We start from the raw sequence: 17,737 nt of genomic DNA, 5'->3' as shown, positions 1-17,737 counted from the left end.
GCGCGACGTCATTGCGCGTGGCGTATTCACCAGCACCAGGGATCTCGACAAAAAGCTCATGCGGTACATACGTCAATACAATAAGCAGGCACTCCCATTGAAATGGAAGTACTCCGATCCATCGCGGCGAATCCGGTGCAATTCATCTGGTTCAACGGACTAGTTCGCTATGAGCGCGAAAGTAGTTGGAAAATGGTCCACTGCCATGATGAGTGTGCTCCTGCTCACCATCCTTTTTGCAGTGCTAATCAGCTTTCACAACGCAATCGCACGCTACTTGTTTTCCATGGACCGGGAGGATATCCTTCCGCGCTCTCTGGCGACGATCCATCCGACGCAGCAGACGCCCCATCGAGCGAGCATCGTGCAAACAGTTTATGGCGGAGCGACGTTGCTTGTCTGTGGATACTTCCAACTCAATGCAGTGAATGTCGTTGTTCCGTTGACCGCGGCGCCCTCGGCTATCGGCATCATTGCGGTCCAGTGTCTCACTTGCTTTGCAGTAGTCGGATTCTTGTCGTCGAACCCACGACGTACCAACCGCTGGCAACGTGCGATCGCGCCAATATTGAGCTTTTTGGCCTTGATGGCGGTTCTGTACCTAGTCGTCGCCAACATGGCACTTTTGACAGGAGGTGTCTCCATTGCAAACCAAATCATCCCCGGCGGGATGTTGGCGACGGCGCTTATCGGTTTCAGCGTCGCAATCTGGCTGCGCCATCGCCGACCGTCCCTCTATCCGAATCTCGCCCGCGTGCTCACCGAGGTTTACGCCAGCCACATGAGCTGTTCCCGCCCCGCACCCATCAGGGTATCGCGTCACGAACCTGAGAATATCCCGATTCGATATCCGCGCCAGCTCAATGTCCTTGCGACCAAAAGTAGTGGCCCAGGAAATTGCGAATGATGCGACCGCGCTGATATCGCGTGCACTCAGCAAGACCACAGACTTCCTCCAGGTATTCGGTGAAGCGGCACACCTCATGCCGTACAGTGCCTGGCTCTGACCATAAAAACCGAGGAACGGTGCTCGCGTTGAGCACATCCAGAAGATGTCGAAGTGCTGCACTGACATCTGCCCGACTTCTCGGAATGGGATCGGGGCACGAGCATCGCGGCAGATGGTCGTTAACGAACGTGCAGACAAGTCGATCGTCAATCCGGGCTGCGGCTATCCGATGCACATTGAGCCAATGCGCGAAGTGCGCGACGCACCTGACATAGTGATTGACGGTACTGACTGCGTAGCCGGTATCAACGAGGTATTTGCAGTAGTCCTCTGCGAAGTCAGCAAGGACGCTGTGCCACAACCATGCCTGTGGTTGCGGTCGTAGTGGAACCAGGGCGATCATGATACTCTCCTGAAACGGATTACTACCCGATCAGGAAAGCACGCTTTTTTATGCGTAGTTTGTTCCGATACGCGGCGCTCCGCATGGCGAGTCGCACCAATGCTCGTGGCTCTCTGAAGAATGCAAACTCCGCGTAATTTGCCGCTATGCATTATTGCGGCTGTACTAAACCGCTGACGCGGTAGTGGGAGGTTGGCACAGGTCCGTGGCTGACGTTTCATGAAGAGGGTTGTCTGGCGCGGAACCCCGGCAAGGTGGTGGGCGGTATCGCTAGGAGCAGTATGTGAACGCCCGGTTGGGCATTCCACCCACTGCTTCCAGGAGGCTCGCCATGACGCCACTGCGCCAACGCATACTACATGACATGCAGATCCGCAACCTTGCGGAGAATACCCAGAAGTCCTATCTGATTCAGGTATCCAGTTTCGCCCGCCACTTTCGCCGTTCGCCCGAACTGCTGGGTCCCGAGGAGATCCGGGCCTGGCTCGTCTACCTCCGCGAAGAGCGCAAGCTGGCCCCCGCCAGTCTCTGCGCAACGATCGGCGCACTGCGTTTTCTCTACCGCGTGACGCTAAAACGATGAACTGCGCAGGCGCGATGCCGCGCTGGTCGATCAGATCGAGCACGACGTTGATATTGAGGGGAATCTGGACGCTTTCTGGTCGGCCCGACTCGACTAGCTTTACGAACTGGGAGTGGCATGAAGAACTCGTTGATCGCACCGCTCGCTGGGCGCCGCGACTGGTACCGGATCGAGGACGATATGGTGGTCACCCACGACAAAGCCGGAAACGCTGCTTCGCTGTTTGGTGACGACGCCTGGGACATCCGTGCGTATACGATTGGGCAGCGCACCTATATCTACTTCAGGGGCCATCTGCCTGAGGGCGCAAGTTGCGCCCTGTCAGAAGCAACTACGCGACAGTGGAAGCAGGCGATGTACTTTCTGATGCACGAAGCGACCGACACGGTACCGTCGTCCAGTACGCTAATAGCTGGGGCAGCCTGCCTGAAGGGATTCACGTTCTTTGCCGCTGCCCGTCAGCTTACGCTCTACGAGGGCCTGTCTAGCGTCGCCGTTGTTCTGGACTATGCGGCGCATTCTGGGAGGGAGAGAAAGGCCCAGATCCTTCATTCGATTCTGGTAAAGCTTCACCGTCTGGGCGTCGGGACCACAGGGTTGCGCGTACCGCTGGCCCAACTACACAAGCCTCTGCTCGAGCGCTTTGCGCAACGTGCTGGAAGCTCACAATATCCTGTTATCCCGACGCGGATCTACCAGCACTTCCTGTCGACCTGTGAGCATGACCTCGGCGTCGCTGAGGGCGTCGCTGGCATCCTGTCGGACTACCTCGCACGAGTCTATGGCGGTGAGAGTCCGGCCACCCCTGCGGAACTGGCAAGAGCTGCTGCACACTTCGGACGCAATGAATCCCCTTACGTCGTGTCGTCGCTTGTGGCATCGATCAGGGCGCTATGCCAGCTTGTCATCCTGTCATTCACCGGCATGCGTGCGATGGAAGCGGAGAGCCTGCCGTACGACTGCCTGCGCGAAACCCGTCTGGATGGCGTGACCCATTACACCATCGAGGGCATCACGACCAAGTTGTCGGGCGGTCGTCCCACGCGCGCTTGCTGGGTGACCAGTCCGCTCGCTGGCCGCGCCATCAGGCTCGCGCAACGGTTGTCGGGCCAGGCGCACCGTGCGCACAGCGCGCAAGGCTACGCCGAATCAACGGACGGTTCGCACTTGTTGTTCTGTCGTATGGGTCTGCGTAGTGAGGGGTATGTGGCAGGCCGGGTGGCGAGTACCGTACGTAACGCTATCGAAGCCTTTATTAAGCGCGTCTTCCCAACGATCACGGTTGAGGACATCGCTGAATTGAAGCGTGTCGACTTGCACCGCGCGTGGGAAGACGAGCCGAAGTACGCGGTCGGGCAGCAGTGGCCGTTCACCCGGCACCAGCTTCGGAGGACGCTCGCGTTATACGCACACCGCAGCGGCCTCGTGACGCTGCCGACGCTCAAGCGTCAACTGCAGCACATCACTCAAGAAATGTCGATGTATTACGCGCGCGGTTCGGCGTTCGCGAAGGGCTTCATCGACACCGACAGGACCCACTTCGCGAAAGAATGGGCCGAGACGCAGGGCCTGTCCGAGTACCTTGCGTACGCCGAGCAGGTGCTGTTCTCTGACGAGAGGCTGTTCGGCGGGCACGCAGGTTGGGTGCAGAGCCGTGCCGTGCAGGCTTCGCCCGTGTCGGTTTATTCGCGCGAGCATACGGTGAGGATGTTCGGGAAGGGCGAACTGGCGTATCGCGAGACGGTGCTGGGCGGCTGCGTCAGCGTCGAGCCGTGCAAGTCGATGCCGCTCGACTGGATGCGTCTGGATTGCCTTGAATCGAACTGCCGTAACCTCGTGGTCGTGCCGTCGAAGCTTCAGCGCGTGATCAAGGCGCAGCAGGTTACGGTCGCGAGGTTGCGCGCGGTCGATGAGGCGAGTGTCGAATACCGTATCGAGGCCCAAACGCTGCAACGACTGCTTGACGCGCAGAAGAAAATGATCAAACCGGAGGCAGCATGAGCAACGCCATGACCGACTACTACGCCGCGCTAGAGCGACTGAAGAAACGCAAGGGTGCGCGCATCAACAACGACACCGTGGCGATCGAGGCGGGCCGCAAGAAGGGCAGCATCAAGAAGTCGCGCCCACAGTTCACCGAACTGATCGAAGCGATCGACGCGGCCAACGCTGTAGCTGAGCGCCCGCAGCTCGAACTTGTCGAACGTTTGAACCGCGCGAAGGGTGACGTGAAGGATCTGCAGACACAGCTCGACGAGTCGCTGGCTCGTGAACTCGCACTGCTGCGGCACGTGTTCAGCCTGCGCAAGGAACTGACCGCGCTGCGTGGCGGTAGCATCCTGCCCTTGCACTCGCGCTAGATCGGGCGGGCGCCCCCGCTCGAAACGGGTGCCTGGGCTGCTTTGCATGCGTTGACCCGGTGCTCGCGAAGGTTCCCGCTACGGGTCACCCGGCATAGTGACGTATCAAATCCGGTTGTGGTTCTGCGACACCGCTGAACGGGTCAAGGGCAGGCGCAGCCCGGATGCTCATAGGAGCTTGACGCGCGATGGGTTGCACGCGCCAGCGTGGTTGGAAGCCCGACTTTCTCGGGTTTCCAACCATGCGAAACCTGCCGCGAAAGACGGACATTCCGACGGTCGTACTGTCCACTTTTTCGACCAACCAAATGGACATCCTGCTGACTGCAGATCCCAGTATTTTCAAGGCTCCGACTGATGTCCATTGTCTTTCTCTTGCGCGTAATCGTGTTCCACAGCACGATCGCGGCCGTGACCAGATTGAGGCCGCTGGCGCGATAAGGCTGCGCCTCAAAGCTTTGGACCGCAGGTGAGAATGCGAACACAACCTAGCAGGTTGGTCGTCCGGATTATGTGAAGCATGATGACCTTCGTTCGCCGAGACTCAGGGCCTGATACGCCGGTCGTTTCACGCTTTGCTTAAAGCCTTGCGCGCCATCCAGAGTTTGCCCAGCGCAAACAGCCTTCGCCGCCGCATAGCTGCGCAGCTGGTCGGTCAAGAACAGAGCCTCGGGCGGCCTTTGCGCACGCTTACGATCGTTGGCGACTACACGCGCGAGTGTCTGGTCATCGATGTCGGGGCGTCACTCAGAGGGGAAGACGTGGTTTCCGCGCTGGAGAGCATCACATCAGATCGACCACTAACGCGATTTATGAAGGCAGACAAGGGGCCGAATTCATCCCGAAGGCCCTGGACCGATGGGCATACGAGAACGGAGAACAAATTGACTGCTCACGTCACGGCAAGCCAACTGAGTCCGAACCTCGGTCGAGCGCTGACGTTACTGGCGGGCTGCTCTCGCGATAGCCTGGAAAGAGCTTTGAAAAGCCGGCAGCACCGCCCAAACGAGGATTTATGTCGTTTTCAACATATTTGATGCCATTCTTCTGGAGGTTGTTTAGTCAATCTCGCAAAATGACCGCTTATTGTCGGTGGTGGGGAGTCTCTAAGCGCGGTAAGATCAAGGCTGTCTGAGGGCGCGCTGAAAGATCTGGTGATCGCGCTTAACCGGCTGTGGCTATGTCGCGGGAACAGTCCGTCTGTACGTGAAAGAAGCAGGAAGTCGGTCGTGCTTGCCAGTATAAAAATCGCGAGCGTATACGCGAAACTAACGGCGAACCGCTTTGGTCAGCGTTTCTCTCGGAGCGGATTGCCATCCCGAAACGTCCAGTTCGACGCCAAGGCCCATTGAGGGCGCGCAGAGTTGTGTCGGCTTTTCGCGGTGATGGACTGTTTATTCACGACTTTTTTGTTAACTATTCGGAATTATAGATAAAGTGCAAATCAAAAACCTTCTCGATTGCGCCCATGAACAAGCGCGGACGTTTGTTGATGAGAATCCTAGAATCAATTTCAGAGAGGTCGAAGAATTGTTTGATGGAGCATTTTTCTACTATCTTTCCCGTCATATCGGCGAGGTTACGATAGCGGAGATGTCAACTGTTATCAACGGGGCCCGTGACCTGCCTGATTTCTTCGGGTCAATCTTGGAGAGCGGCCCCTCGGTTGCTTCAGTTGAATAATACCGCTGCTTGAACCCGTCCGGCGTCAGGTGGGCCAGACTCGAATGCGGTCGGATGGCATTGTGGTGACGCCGCCACTGCTCGATCACAACCTTCGCTTCCGTGCGCGTTCGAAACCATTCAAGGCTCAAGCATTCATCTCGGAACTTGCCGTTGGAAGCTTTTGCCCGCGCCGTTCTGCCAAGGCTTTCCGGGATCGCTAAGCGCCGTGTCCATGCCGTTCTGTGCAGCCCACTTTAGGATGGCCCGCGATACGAATTCTGGGCCGTTCTCCGAACGCAAGTAACGAGGCGCATCATGAAGGCTGACCAGTTGGAGCAGGACTTCGATGTCGCGCTCGGAGCGAATCGATCCCGCCACGTCGATTGCCAGGCATTCACGCATGTACTCATCGATCACCGTCAGACACTTCAACTGCTGGCCGTTGGCGCACGCGTCAAATACGAAGTCGTGCGCCCAGATGCGTCGTACCGCCGGCCGAGGGCGATGGACCGACACGCGTCGACGGGGGCGCTTGCGCGGCACCGGTGCGTCCCGCACGGCCAATGTCGATTCGTAATGTAGCGCCGATCGGGAGACCGTGCACGCCGTTCGGACAGGCCTCGTGCTTTCGCGTAGGTGACCTGCTTGCGTCGAGCGGGCGCGCTCACCACTTTTTTGCGTTGATCTCTTTCATCACGTCCACCTCGAGATAGCATCTTCTTCAGCCGCGCATTCTCTTGCTCGAGTTGCTTGAGCCGCTTCACGTCGGCAGCCTCCAGCCCGCCGAAATGTTGTCGCCAGTTGTAAATGGTTTGCTCGGTGACCCCGTGCTTCTTCGCCACCTCCGCGACCGGCGCCTTGTCCGCCTCGCGCAGGGTAGTGACCTTCTGTTCTTCGGTAAACCGGCTCTTCTTCATGACTTTCTTTTCTCCGTTGGAGGCCATTCACTCAAGTTTCAACTGGTCTGAAAATTCAAGGGCAGGTCACCGGTTAGAATGCCTGTGCATGACTTCGATGCCACCCGGGAGAATGCGGGCGCAACGAAATTTCTTGAACCGGAGCATCGAGCGAGTCCGGCGCTTGATCGCGCGGTGGTCCTGCTCGACGATGTTATTCAGATACTTCGTGCCTCGGCCCGGATTTTTCTGGACACAGATTTGCTGTAAAGCAGCTGTCTAGAAAAAGAGCTTTTTATGCTGAAGAAGGTGCCCACACAGCCGGTTGCGCCGCCGATGAAGTCAAGCGCTTGTCTACCGGGAGAAAGCGCAGCGTGGTACTCCGCCTGCTGCGCGGCGAGCCTGTCGACGTCGTTTCCCGTGAAGTCGGCGTGCCGATCGCGTGGCGTCAATCGTGGCGTGAGATGGCTTTGGCGGGGATGGACGCGGGCTTGAAGGAGCGGCACAGCGATCCTCTCGAAGCCTCGGCTCAATGAGGCCATGCGCCGCGTTGGCGAGTTGACCATGGAGAACGAGATCCCGCACAAGGACCGCGAGCGGCAGGCACGCACCCCTTTAGCCGCACGGAAGTCGTCGAAATGAGCAACGAGCAAGCCCGCGCACCTCGCATCATCCCCATGCCCTGCGATCAAATCGGCAGCATGAACGCCCGGCCATTCCACTTAAAAATCTCGTCACCCTGTCCGAACAAGCGGCGCCACATCTATGCATCATCCGCTCGTTGCTCACACAACCACTCAATCATCTTCGAAAACCCGCAATCAGTTGTATGCAATTCGCGAATGGGCCTCGCGAACGACCACTTTCCCCCATTCCGACATCCCTGAGAAGACTCGATCCCTGATGAAAATCCTACCACTGCAAAAGCGCGTGGCATCCCACGCTATGGCCATCGCCACCACCCTCGCAACCTCGGTCGCCACGGCGCAAACCCCGGGCGTCGTGCAGCCTCGCAATCCCGACCGCGCCGTCCTGCCGGTCATCTCTGGCTCGAAGGTCAGCCTTCCCGATCGATCATGCACCGTAGGGGCGGTGTTGGTACCCAAGAGCATCCTCCACAGACTGACGCCTTACCAACGTGCCACACGATGGCTCGTGCTTGCCAAGCACTGCGCGCCGATGTACACGACCGTCCAGGTGGGTACCATTGCCATCGGCACCGTCGTGTGGCAGTCGGCTACCTCTGACATCGAGCTTGTGCGGGTATCGCCCAAGCCGAATCCGATGTCCTTGCAATGCGCCTCCTCTCACCACAGCGCAGCCTTCTGCAGTCCGATCCAGACTTATACGCCCCTTGCGAACAACCAGGTCTTCATGTCGCTCGCCGGGCAGGAAGCGCGCCTTGCTGTTACCGGGTGGTCGGACGCGCCGTATGAACAGTTCTGCACAAGCGGTTGGCGCACCGGCGTCCGCTGCGTGTGGCAAGGCATGTCTGTCGAGGCGGGAGTTTATAAACCGACTTATGAGCACATCAATGCCGCGCACTCGTCCGAGCTCGAGAGCATTGCAAACGGCGACTCCGGCGGACCGGTCGTCACGTACGAACGGCAACTTATCGGGATCATCTCCTCCGGCGAGCCTGTCGGCCGCTCCATCGTCTACTACACGCCAATGCAACAGGTGCTGTACGAGCTTTACAGCTACAGCCTCGCCCCGGCCGACCTACCCACCGATGTCGGCGAGGACAATCCGCTATCGCGCAACGGTGAATACGCCGGTTGGGAACTGGCGCCGACCGACGACGAGTGAGATGCCCGGTCGCGATCCACTGGCGGATGAAGGCGAGCGGGTCGGCGTTCATGACGTCGGCCTGTGTCGTCAGCATTCTGCGTGTGGGTAGTGGGAGTAGCTTTGCTCTGGAGGGCCGCCTCGGAAAACGGAAAACAATGCATGCTAAGCGGGAACCGCCGAAAATTCCGCTTGCGATGCTGGGCACTTCATGCATCATCCGCGCGTTGCCCACACAACCACCCAATCCCCTTCGAAAACCCCGCAATCAGTTGTGACTTACTCCTGTAACCAATTCTCTGAAGACATCGTGCGCTGCCTCATCGATGCCGAAGTGGTTGACGCCGTCGCCTTGTCGGACCACCACATGGGTAGGCAGGCCGACGTTGCGATCACCTGTATCGTCGCTGCCGGGCAGGTAACGCGTGCTGCGCCCTTCATTTCGCTCGTTCTCGCGAGCGACGAATCGCGGGCTGCGCTCGCCGCCACCGGCAATGGCGCCTTCATCGTCGCTCTTAGCCTGGCGGACGCTATCGCGTCCCAGCGCGTGCTTGAGCTTCCGCCGGCGCGCGCAAACTTTGTTGCGTTCATTGCAGCGGTGCCTCACGGCCACGAGTGCGCGAAGCAGATTCGCCTGCGTTCAGTGTAGGATGCGCGCCGCCATGTTTTCGCCAAGCAACTCTTACCCCGGCGCGGCCACGCCGCCAGCGGCCCATGGGCGCGATCAACTGAAATGGCGACCGGACTTTGCGCGGATTCAGGGAAAGATCTACCTCCCCGTCGCAGACCAGATTGAGCACGCCATCCGGTCCGGCTTGTTCCGGCCGGGTGACGCGCTGCCTACGCAGCGGAGCATTGCTGACGATCTGGGCTTTCACCTGAACACCATCAACCGCGCGTTTCGGGAAGTCGCGCGCCGAGGCCTTATCGACAGTCGCACTCGTCGCGGCTCGATCGTTGCCTCTAGGTCCGCTGCGGTCTGAGCATCGTCGCCGCGCTCACCGTTGTCGCCGCACCGATCGCACTTTTTTCTCGCGGCCTGATCCGCGCATTTTTCCCTCATGGTGCGACGCCCCGCGAGGGAGTTGCCCTATCGTTTCCAAGAGCAACTCTCATGAGCAACAAACAGATTGATGGCCTCGCCCGTAAGCGTCAATCCGAGGCCGTCTTGACGATCAGAACTTGACTTCCGAGAGCTGCTGATTCGCGAGCACGAGATCGAAGGCGGCGGGCTGGAATGCCGCCGCCGCACCACTCAAGGAAGTGGTCGTGCTCTTCGTGCCTCGGATTGCCGATCACTTCGAGGGGTGAGTAGACCCGGGGAGTTGCACCCCGAGTCTCTCGCAGGTAGGGTCGAGAACTGGCGCGCGCACGGTAGGCTCCGGTGATCTCTCCACCGCTTTCGCGGTTGACCTCAGTCCGGCTGCCATAGTCACGTTTCCAGCTCCCGCCACGTCGAACGTAGCTTGCGGTTTTCCCGCACTACGCTCTCCTGTCTGCTTCACGTCAAGGTTTATGGGACCTATCATGCCGGGCGCGCTTTCGGTGCGACGGTACGGCGGACCCCGGTAGCCATTGAACAGCCCCAGTTCCTCATACAGCCAACACGCCCGTGTCCTGAAACTGCGGAGTTGACGGAAGCCAAACCCCAGAAAGCCGAAGCTCTCCTTGCATCTCAGATCCACGGTGCGGCTCTTCTCCTCGTTCACCTCGACCTGTAGCCTGGCAAACTCCTCCCGTAGTCGCCTGCTTACCGCCCCCAGCAGCGAGTCATGGCGCGGGTGTGCATCGATCAGCACGAAGAGATCATCAGCGAAGCGGGCATACTCGACGTAGGTATACTTCCCGTTGCGCGTGGCTTCTTTCGCCCGCTCCAGCATCCGGTCCACCTCAGTGAGGTAGACGTTACTGAGCAGTGGCGAAATAGCCCCGGCGAAATGACGGGCGAACGCACTGACGTAGGACACGTAAAGGCGCTGGGTATTGGCTGCGAGGTTGCGCACGCGCATATCATCGATCATGCGTTGGCGTAGGGGTGTCATGGTGGACTCCGCTCTGAGTGGTCACGGCAGCAAACTGCACTGCCATCGTCGCACTCGAACGGATGCGTCCCGCGGATGATCCCGGAGCCGATGTCGCTGGCCAACCACCTCCTCCTCCGTCAGCGGGTTAGTTCAATGACGGATATCGCAACTGACTGGACTGAGTGTCTGGCTATGCCGCTTCGCAGCGGGTCATTCATCCTGGAGAACATTAAGTGCGTCATCCCTGCGTTGCCATTTCCGCTACGCGGCGTCGATTGCGACAACCATTCTGTCTCCGGGGGCGATACCTGAGGCAACGAACGTCGAATGCGCGAGGCGCAACAGCACGTCGCCGAATGTAGCGCTTCCGGTCAAGTACCGACGGAGATTAGGAGAGCCGAGGTCTGCCCGACGCATCGCCGAGAAGCGCATGTTCCGCATGACTGGTTCACTCGCGATGATTCGCTCGAGCATACCTAGGGCGTGTTCACACTAACTTAGTTTGATCGTATACTTTGGTGATGGAAATCACCGAAGCGCAATATCAACGGATCGAGCATTGTCTGCCGCGACAACGCGGCAACGTCAGCCTGACGAACCTGCAAGTGCTCAATGCGATTCTTTATGTCGCCGAGCACGGCTGCAAATGGCGCGGACTGCCGAAGCGTTTCGGTCGATGGCATACGATCTACACGCGGATGAACCGCTGGTCCAGAAGTGGCCTGCTGGATCGCGTGTTCACGGAATTGCAGCGTGCACAGCTCGTTCGCATCAGGATCGAGGCTGTCTCGCTGGATAGCACGATGATAAAGGTTCATCCTGACGGCACCGGTGCGTTAAAAAAACGGACCTCAGGCAATCGGAAAGTCCCGAGGCGGATGGACGACCAAGATTCATATGGTTGCCGCGGATGCTCGAACAGCCATAACGTTCGCGCTTTCTGCCGGCCAAGCGGGTGACGCGCCGCAGGGACGCGAATTGCTCAGGAGGCTCGGGCCGGCCAATCGGCCGCTGCACCTGTTGATGGACAAAGCGTACGAAGGCGACGAAACCAGGCAACTGGCACTCGATCTCGGCTTCATCCCGATTGTTCCGCCAAAAAGCAACCGCCTTGAGCCGTGGGAATACGATCGCGAAATGTACAAGCGCCGCAACGAGGTCGAGCGGCTGTTCCGGCGCCTCAAAGGCTTTCGCCGGATCTTCTCCCGATTCGACAAATTGGACGTCATGTTCGTCGCCTTCATCAACTTCGCACTTATTGTCGACGGCCTTAGATAGTGTGAACACGCCCTAGTCGAAGATACAGCAATGGCTCGAAATCGAGCCCGGCACCACGGCAAAGGAGCTGCATGAGTGTATCATCGCCATGGCTCCCACCATGTAATCCAACGCCCAGTTGCGCACACCCTGCGGCGCCGTGTCAAGGCGTGGCAAACGAATCGAGCGGAATCTGGTGACCAGGACACTCGGCACCGCAAGACCATTCAACCGTAACAATCACCCGGGCGTAACATCATCCCGTGCGGCAACACGCAGATCGACCGAATTCGCGGTCACGTTTTGGAACGCAGAATGCCTGCCATCGGCGCTCCACAGCGGCTATCCCGCGCAAGCGTTTTCGGGAGCGCCACGGGGCGACGTTGCACCGCTGGGCACCTGCGCGAGAGCAAAGCTTGTCCCCAGCCCCGGGATGCCGTGGCCGCCGCCTGAATCACGACGGCCGTGGTGTCGCCAGGCCCAGTGAGGCGCAGCGCACGGGCCAGCTACCTGTGCTCAATCTCGATACGATCGCCGCACGTTCCTGCCTATCTGGATCCGGTGAACATCGAACTGCTGGGTCTGTATCGCAAGCTCGCCTTCGCATCGCCCCCCAGCCAATACCTACTTCTTCCTTTAACCGCTGACGAGTGCGTAAGCTATTTTTGTCATCGCGCTGGTTTTCCGCCAGCATTCGTAAATGCTCAATAATCAGTCGATCCCCTCGGCTACGTGACCTCCTGGCCCCTGCCGGGCCACCAATAGAGGGACAAACTCTCTAAAGAACTCTCTAAAGTGTTCTTCGAGTCCTGCCACGTACATGCCTTTTCCGAGGCAGCAGCAGCCAGCGCCGCCGCCCCTACCAGCGCAGCGGCCCTCAGCGCACCACAGAGCACCATCTCTAACTTCTTCATAACTGTTTCCCCGTTCGGCTAACGTTAATATTACAAACCAATGTCGATTAAAATCACTTGCCGATATTGCCCACCACAATCACATACATCGCGCGATCCTTCCTGCAACCGACAGAGGAAGGCATCAAATATATCTAAGTTAATCCGAGTCGCCACTGATCCGTACATTCATTCCGGACCAAAGCAACTGGAATATTCCGCACACTCCCCGCAGCTTGATGTCCGGCAGACGTTCAACGCCTCGCTCTCGCAAAGTTCCTTGTAGAGAAATTTCTTCCATTTCATGCCGTGAACGTTCTTTTTAGCAAGCGTCGGGAACCAGTACGCCAGCAGCGCCGATAATTCTCCGCGCGAAGGAAAGCGTAATTCCTGCCATAAATGTCTGTTTCCTGCGCAGGCGCAGGCCAGCGCGTGCGAGATGCAATGGATCTCTGTCGTTGTGCCCACCCCCGGATTGGCGTGTGCCTTTAACAACATTACAAGATCGATATCGTCATAACGCGGCCCGCGTTGTGACTCCGCGGCTGGCGCGCCAAAGTAAAGGCCCAGTGAACTCTCGGCTTGGGGGAACCAGCGAGCAAGCAGCCAGTGTGTTTCTTCGGCGTTCAGTCCGGGGATAGGCAATCTTCCCGTACCGCCTTCGTGAACCGCCGCGGCGAGCACACCGGCGACCGCAAGCACCGTCAAGTCTTCCGGGTTTATTGCATGGCGCATCAGCGCCGCGTAGTAATCCATAGGGCTCCTCTCTGCTCATACTTGAGCCGCAGCATGTGTGTAGCACGCTTTCGGGCATATCTTCGCACATGCCGTGCAGCCAACGCAGAGACCCCGATGCGCAATCGTCATGACCTTCTTTTCATGCTCGTCCTCGTCTTCATCCAACGGAACATGATCGCCCTCTCCGTCGACGCCTAACAGTTGAAGTACGCCGCGCGAACACACCCGGAAGCATCGTCCGCATCCAATGCATTTTTCTTCATCGAGTAAATCTACAAAGTGCGGTATCCAGACCTCTCCGCTCGGGAGTATCACACTAAAAAGATGGCTCATTTCGAGGTCCGGAAGTTCAATCGGAAGCCGGGACCGCCGCCCGACGTGCCTGCATCAGCGCGGCATGCGCGTCGTGACAGCGTTGCGCGACTGTCATTATCTGCTCCCAACTCGTTGGCAGATCTTCCGACAGATCATGTAGATCCATCTTGGCCTGCGTGGCCAACGCGTTGAGTTTTTTCAGGCGCGTCTTAAGGTCCTGTGAATCGTTATTCATGATGCCCTCCTTATCGTACGACGCGCTACAGGCGTCACTGGCAACAAGATCCGCCATATACCGAGATCGGTTTCAACTAAGGGGCGCCTCATCGTCCCCTGCAAAATCGTACGATCGGCCACGTTCCCTAGTTAGCTTCTTGCGCAACCATGGAGGCGGCGTTCCTTTCAGAACCTCGCTCAGCTTGATTAAAATCTCCTGGATCGGCGTAGGCTGCGCCACTTTCACTGGATGGACCTTAAGCGCTACCACGCGCGCAGCCGCGGTACCGCCTATGGCCGCGACATACAAGATTACGCAGTCGCGGACCACTTCGAGCCTCGGCGCAAGTTTCTCATCATCGGCGTCTTGCACCAGCTTGTCTCCGAAATCAAAAATCTGTAAAAGTGTAAACCCTTCCGTAGTCACGTCGTAGACCGCAATGCTTTTCGCCCAGCCAAAATGAGCGTCGACGTGCACTTTGTCCTGTGTCGCAAATGCGATCTTCATGCGCTGCTCTCCTCATCAAGTTCAATTTACGGCATGTAACACCCTTCTCCTAAATCTAATCCTAGACCGAAACATCAGGACCGACCGATGATTGCGGCAGTTTCCAGTCGCCGGGATGAGGTTGCGAGATCCTCTCGACCATGAGATTGGCAATCTCGAAGACAAGATTCATTGTGCCGCGATAGCCTATCTGGCAACGATGGGCGTTGCCGACGCGGTCAAATACCGGAAAGCCCGCGCGCATGAGCGGCTTTCCGAGGCGACCGGCCATCTGCCTGCCGTGCGAATGCGTGATCAGCAGGTCGCAATTACTCGCGCCTCGTTCCATGTCCTCCAAGTCCCCCAATATGACCTCATTTGCCGGCAACAGCGCATGTGATGCCGAAGCAGTGGTACTAATGCAAACAGATAGTTCCGCGCCCATTTCACGGAGCAGCGAACCGATCGAAAGCAGTAGGTCCGGCTCCGCACCGATCGCCACCTTGAGACCACCGGTATAAAAATGGCTGTCGAGCATCGCATCCAGTAGTTGGCTGCGCTGCCGGCGATACCGGGCCGGGACTGCACGCCCCGAAAGTTGTGCAAGGAGATGCAAGAACCGGTCGTTCGGCTCCAACCCCGTTAGGCGCTCGATGATTTCGAACGGCACGCCGGCAATTGCTTCGACTGCCTTGGCGGCGTCGCGCGTTTGCTCACCCACGCCAATTGTGAATGAGGACGCCCCCGCGGCACGGATCTGATCAACCGTCGTTCCGCCCAGCGTCGTGCCACGCCACACTGAATCAAGGTGGCCGTCGAGGGACCCAGAAACATCTGGAAGTACAATCGGCTCCAGCCCGAATGCGCAAATAATCTCGCGAAGCTCGTCGATGTCGCCGGGCGATAGATGACTGCCCGGCACCAGATTGATCTGCTGACGTACCGTCGGCAACGGCTTCACCAGCGTCTCGACGATCGCGGTCACAGCGTGCCTGTAGCCGTCCTCAAAGGCGCCCACATAGTCCGGTGTCGAAACGACGACAAGTTCAGTATCGTCGAGTTCGCGCTTGCGTCTTCGCACCATCGCGAGATGCCCCTCCATATCTTCACCGTTCGTTTCAGTCAGGCCCGTCGTGCAGAGCACAACGATCTTAGGCGACGCGCGCTTGTGAATGTTCAGTAGTGCGGTCTCTACGTTCTCGTATCCGCCGAGAATTGTGGTGACCTCGCTCATCGCCGTTGTTTGCAGCGGTATGGCTTCTTTGAAATGGCGCACCAGTAGCACGAGCGCGAACGATGTACAGCCCTGCGAGCCGTGCATCACCGGCATGCATGCGTCAAGTCCCATGGCTGCGTAGGTCGCGCCGAGCGGTTGACTCATTTTTAGCGGATTAACGGTACAGGCCTTTTCTGACTCGACTACTATCGCCATAATATGTGCCCCTCTGTGAAACTCAACTCGATACCGAAGCGCGTAAGTTCAAATCGTAATCCTCATCGTCTGCGCCCTTCGGAATCGAATTGATGTGCCCGGAAAAACTAAGAATCCCCTCGCGATGCTCTGCTCCCTCGTCCCACGGTGCAGGAATACGCACCTGCTGCCAGACCGGGTTATGGATCGCACGGTCGATCTCCTGCATCAATTTGACAATGCCCTCGTACCCAGCGTATGGGTGGTGTCGTTCCTGATTCACATCGAGCCACGGCATGCGCGCTTTCAGCGCGACAAACTGCGAGCGCCCGCCGGACAGCATGATGTCGGCCTTCGCATCCCGGAGCATGTTGTACATCTCGCGTGCCGTCAAATTGTCGACCATGCGCGTGTCATCGCCCATGATGTCCTGGATTCTTTCCTTGTCCGCCTCCGTGCTCTTCTTCACACTAGTGCCGACGATCTTGAGCCCTGCCTCTTGCAACGCCGCGACCACTGACCACGACTTCACGCCGCCCGTGATTAGCAGCACACGTTTACCGTCGAGCCGCTGCCTGTACGGAGCAACACGCTCCCATACGCGCGCCTCTTCTGCGGTGACAAGGTGCTCGGTGCGCACGATAAGATCCTCGGGTGCACCCTGCTCCACCAGTAGTCTCGCAACCCGGCGCAACGCGTCGCTCATGTCGCCAATTCCATAGAATGAACCCTCGATGTATGGAATACCGTAGCGCTTCTCCATTTTTGTCGCGACGTTGAGCATGGACCTGGAGCACACCACCATGTTGACCTTCGCGCAGTGTGCGCTCGCGATCTCGCTATAGCGGCCGTCTCCCGAGATGCAGGACAGGATCCGGATGCCGAGCGCCTCGAACAACGGCCTTATCTGCCACAACTCGCCCGAGAGGTTATATTCACCGATAAGATTGATATCGAATGGTGTCTTGTACGCCGGCTCGCGCGTACCGATCACGTGATCGAGAATCGCCTCCCCCGCGAGCTTGTTGCCGAAGTTTTTAGATCCTGCGAAGCCGGGCGCATTCACCGGTATGATGGGCTTACCGAACTTTTCCGACGCGTGCTTGCATACGGCATCTATGTCGTCGCCGATCAATGCAGTCACGCACGTCTGATAGACGAAGACGGCGGGGGGATCATACTTTTCCAGAATTTCGCGCAGACTCGCGAAAAGCCGCCTCTCGCTGCCGTAAATTACATCGAGTTCATTGATATCGGTAGTGAACGCAGTGCGGTAGAGAGTCGGCCCAGACGAAGCCGAATGGCGGTTGTCCCAAGAGTTGCCCTCACATGCAATAGGCCCGTGCACCAGGTGTGCAACGTCGACCACGGGCTGCAATGCGATCCGCGCGCCGTCGAATGCGCATCCGCCAGCAGCCGCCCCCGGCGAAACCTGCTTCGAACAGCCTTGCTTTCGCTCCTTTTCGTTCTTCGCGAGGTTTTTTGCGCAACCCGGTTCGTTGAAGATCTCGACAGCCCTCGTCTTTAGCCACATCGTGGAGTCCCGACAATAGAAGTCCACGACTACAGGCAAATTGCGTGCCACCATCGCAGGCCCGTGTCAGCGGTCATAGCGGCGCTATGCCGAAGCCGGATTTGTCGTCCTTGCTACCTGTGTTGAAGAAGTTGAACCAATCACTACAGTGATGCGACAGGCAAGAGCCTGCCGGTAGCCTTCTCGCCCAGTTTCTCCAAATGCACGCGCGCAACCGT

The 17,737-nt window shown here is 58.3% G+C and carries 17 protein-coding genes and 4 pseudogenes; 11 read left to right on the top strand and 10 right to left on the bottom strand.

Translation table 11 applies throughout. The annotated features are described in order from the left end of the window. The 7 genes and pseudogenes from AB4Y42_RS37040 to AB4Y42_RS37010 all read left to right on the top strand — a co-directional run. Window positions 1–163, top strand: a pseudogene (locus tag AB4Y42_RS37040) (IS630 family transposase); the annotation flags it as partial. 6 nt (window positions 164–169) lie between these two features. Then, a complete protein-coding gene (locus AB4Y42_RS37035) occupies window positions 170–907 on the top strand; it encodes a hypothetical protein (protein WP_368692697.1) in 738 nt (245 codons plus the stop codon). A gap of 776 nt (window positions 908–1,683) precedes the next feature. Further along, window positions 1,684–1,935: a site-specific integrase gene (locus AB4Y42_RS37030; protein ID WP_368692696.1), complete on the top strand. Its 252-nt coding sequence runs from the start codon at window positions 1,684–1,686 to the stop codon at window positions 1,933–1,935. Window positions 1,936–2,052: 117 nt separating this feature from the next. Next, complete coding sequence (locus AB4Y42_RS37025) at window positions 2,053–3,936, top strand: integrase (protein WP_368696951.1); 1,884 nt, start codon at window positions 2,053–2,055, stop codon at window positions 3,934–3,936. Next, a complete protein-coding gene (locus AB4Y42_RS37020) occupies window positions 3,933–4,295 on the top strand; it encodes a hypothetical protein (protein ID WP_368692694.1) in 363 nt (120 codons plus the stop codon). Before AB4Y42_RS37025 ends, AB4Y42_RS37020 begins: the two co-directional genes overlap by 4 nt. Window positions 4,296–4,966: 671 nt before the next feature. Beyond that, window positions 4,967–5,214, top strand: a pseudogene (locus tag AB4Y42_RS37015) (transposase family protein); the annotation flags it as partial. Between the two features lie 518 nt (window positions 5,215–5,732). Further along, window positions 5,733–5,978, top strand: coding sequence for a hypothetical protein (locus AB4Y42_RS37010; RefSeq protein ID WP_368692699.1), 246 nt, complete (start codon window positions 5,733–5,735; stop codon window positions 5,976–5,978). On the opposite strand, the pseudogene AB4Y42_RS37005 reads toward AB4Y42_RS37010, so the two are convergent. The 3 genes and pseudogenes from AB4Y42_RS37005 to AB4Y42_RS36995 form a co-directional block, all read right to left on the bottom strand. Further along, window positions 5,861–6,877: pseudogene (locus AB4Y42_RS37005) on the bottom strand (integrase core domain-containing protein). The gene AB4Y42_RS37010 and the pseudogene AB4Y42_RS37005 overlap by 118 nt on opposite strands. Window positions 6,878–6,961: 84 nt before the next feature. Next, a pseudogene (locus AB4Y42_RS37000) lies at window positions 6,962–7,084 on the bottom strand (DDE-type integrase/transposase/recombinase); the annotation flags it as partial. Further along, complete coding sequence (locus AB4Y42_RS36995) at window positions 7,075–7,578, bottom strand: hypothetical protein (protein WP_368696950.1); 504 nt, start codon at window positions 7,576–7,578, stop codon at window positions 7,075–7,077. The pseudogene AB4Y42_RS37000 and the gene AB4Y42_RS36995, both read right to left, overlap by 10 nt. A 223-nt stretch (window positions 7,579–7,801) precedes the next feature. On the opposite strand from AB4Y42_RS36995, the gene AB4Y42_RS36990 reads away from it, so the two are divergent. The 3 genes from AB4Y42_RS36990 to AB4Y42_RS36980 all read left to right on the top strand — a co-directional run bounded on the left by AB4Y42_RS36990 (window position 7,802) and on the right by AB4Y42_RS36980 (window position 9,627). Beyond that, window positions 7,802–8,665: a trypsin-like serine protease gene (locus AB4Y42_RS36990; RefSeq protein ID WP_368692692.1), complete on the top strand. Its 864-nt coding sequence runs from the start codon at window positions 7,802–7,804 to the stop codon at window positions 8,663–8,665. Between the two features lie 190 nt (window positions 8,666–8,855). Then, on the top strand, window positions 8,856–9,293 hold the full coding sequence (locus AB4Y42_RS36985; RefSeq protein WP_368692691.1) for a hypothetical protein: 438 nt from the start codon (window positions 8,856–8,858) through the stop codon (window positions 9,291–9,293). A gap of 13 nt (window positions 9,294–9,306) precedes the next feature. Next, window positions 9,307–9,627, top strand: a complete 321-nt coding sequence (locus AB4Y42_RS36980) for a GntR family transcriptional regulator (RefSeq protein ID WP_368696949.1) — start codon at window positions 9,307–9,309, stop codon at window positions 9,625–9,627. Window positions 9,628–9,939: 312 nt separating this feature from the next. Here the strand turns inward: AB4Y42_RS36980 and AB4Y42_RS36975 are convergent, their stop codons facing one another. Further along, a complete protein-coding gene (locus AB4Y42_RS36975) occupies window positions 9,940–10,686 on the bottom strand; it encodes a reverse transcriptase domain-containing protein (protein WP_368692689.1) in 747 nt (248 codons plus the stop codon). A gap of 503 nt (window positions 10,687–11,189) precedes the next feature. On the opposite strand from AB4Y42_RS36975, the gene AB4Y42_RS36970 reads away from it, so the two are divergent. After that, a protein-coding gene (locus tag AB4Y42_RS36970; protein ID WP_368696948.1) for an IS5 family transposase occupies window positions 11,190–11,946 on the top strand; the annotation gives its coding sequence in 2 pieces (ribosomal slippage) (window positions 11,190–11,509 and window positions 11,508–11,946; 759 coding nt in all). Between the two features lie 1,061 nt (window positions 11,947–13,007). On the opposite strand, the gene AB4Y42_RS36965 is transcribed toward AB4Y42_RS36970, so the two are convergent. The 6 genes from AB4Y42_RS36965 to nifE form a co-directional block, all read right to left on the bottom strand. Beyond that, a complete protein-coding gene (locus tag AB4Y42_RS36965; protein ID WP_368692687.1) occupies window positions 13,008–13,574 on the bottom strand; it encodes a nitrogen fixation protein NifQ in 567 nt (188 codons plus the stop codon). A 15-nt stretch (window positions 13,575–13,589) separates the two neighbouring features. After that, window positions 13,590–13,889, bottom strand: a complete 300-nt coding sequence (gene fdxB, locus AB4Y42_RS36960; protein ID WP_368696947.1) for a ferredoxin III, nif-specific — start codon at window positions 13,887–13,889, stop codon at window positions 13,590–13,592. Window positions 13,890–13,905: 16 nt separating this feature from the next. Then, the gene (locus AB4Y42_RS36955; RefSeq protein WP_368696946.1) at window positions 13,906–14,106 is read right to left on the bottom strand and encodes a CCE_0567 family metalloprotein; all 201 of its coding nucleotides are present in this window, start codon (window positions 14,104–14,106) and stop codon (window positions 13,906–13,908) included. A 72-nt stretch (window positions 14,107–14,178) separates the two neighbouring features. Next, on the bottom strand, window positions 14,179–14,595 hold the full coding sequence (gene nifX / locus AB4Y42_RS36950; protein WP_368696945.1) for a nitrogen fixation protein NifX: 417 nt from the start codon (window positions 14,593–14,595) through the stop codon (window positions 14,179–14,181). Window positions 14,596–14,656: 61 nt separating this feature from the next. Next, window positions 14,657–16,006, bottom strand: coding sequence for a nitrogenase iron-molybdenum cofactor biosynthesis protein NifN (gene nifN, locus AB4Y42_RS36945; protein WP_368692683.1), 1,350 nt, complete (start codon window positions 16,004–16,006; stop codon window positions 14,657–14,659). Window positions 16,007–16,028: 22 nt separating this feature from the next. Further along, window positions 16,029–17,519 carry a nitrogenase iron-molybdenum cofactor biosynthesis protein NifE gene (gene nifE, locus AB4Y42_RS36940; protein WP_368692682.1) on the bottom strand — a complete coding sequence of 497 codons (1,491 nt, stop codon included), beginning with the start codon at window positions 17,517–17,519 and terminating at the stop codon, window positions 16,029–16,031. Window positions 17,520–17,737 lie beyond the last annotated feature (218 nt).

Origin of the sequence: Paraburkholderia sp. EG286B, assembly GCF_040965655.1 — a bacterium.
In the GTDB taxonomy this organism is placed as follows: Bacteria; Pseudomonadota; Gammaproteobacteria; order Burkholderiales; family Burkholderiaceae; genus Paraburkholderia.
The sequence above is the reverse complement of the archived record's forward strand: the minus strand, read 5'-3'. Positions and strand labels throughout refer to the sequence as shown.

Excerpts from the sequence above, each read along its gene's own strand:
- AB4Y42_RS36990 (WP_368692692.1), top strand. The coding sequence starts at position 7,802 with ATGGCCATCGCCACCACCCTCGCAACCTCGGTCGCCACGGCGCAAACC.
- nifN (WP_368692683.1), bottom strand. The coding sequence starts at position 16,006 with ATGGCGATAGTAGTCGAGTCAGAAAAGGCCTGTACCGTTAATCCGCTA.
- AB4Y42_RS36980 (WP_368696949.1), top strand. The coding sequence starts at position 9,307 with ATGTTTTCGCCAAGCAACTCTTACCCCGGCGCGGCCACGCCGCCAGCG.
- AB4Y42_RS36975 (WP_368692689.1), bottom strand. The coding sequence starts at position 10,686 with ATGACACCCCTACGCCAACGCATGATCGATGATATGCGCGTGCGCAAC.
- nifX (WP_368696945.1), bottom strand. The coding sequence starts at position 14,595 with ATGAAGATCGCATTTGCGACACAGGACAAAGTGCACGTCGACGCTCAT.
- nifE (WP_368692682.1), bottom strand. The coding sequence starts at position 17,519 with ATGTGGCTAAAGACGAGGGCTGTCGAGATCTTCAACGAACCGGGTTGC.
- AB4Y42_RS37030 (WP_368692696.1), top strand. The coding sequence starts at position 1,684 with ATGACGCCACTGCGCCAACGCATACTACATGACATGCAGATCCGCAAC.
- AB4Y42_RS36955 (WP_368696946.1), bottom strand. The coding sequence starts at position 14,106 with ATGAATAACGATTCACAGGACCTTAAGACGCGCCTGAAAAAACTCAAC.
- AB4Y42_RS36985 (WP_368692691.1), top strand. The coding sequence starts at position 8,856 with ATGCATCATCCGCGCGTTGCCCACACAACCACCCAATCCCCTTCGAAA.
- AB4Y42_RS37025 (WP_368696951.1), top strand. The coding sequence starts at position 2,053 with ATGAAGAACTCGTTGATCGCACCGCTCGCTGGGCGCCGCGACTGGTAC.
- AB4Y42_RS37035 (WP_368692697.1), top strand. The coding sequence starts at position 170 with ATGAGCGCGAAAGTAGTTGGAAAATGGTCCACTGCCATGATGAGTGTG.
- fdxB (WP_368696947.1), bottom strand. The coding sequence starts at position 13,889 with ATGAGCCATCTTTTTAGTGTGATACTCCCGAGCGGAGAGGTCTGGATA.
- AB4Y42_RS36965 (WP_368692687.1), bottom strand. The coding sequence starts at position 13,574 with ATGGATTACTACGCGGCGCTGATGCGCCATGCAATAAACCCGGAAGAC.
- AB4Y42_RS37020 (WP_368692694.1), top strand. The coding sequence starts at position 3,933 with ATGAGCAACGCCATGACCGACTACTACGCCGCGCTAGAGCGACTGAAG.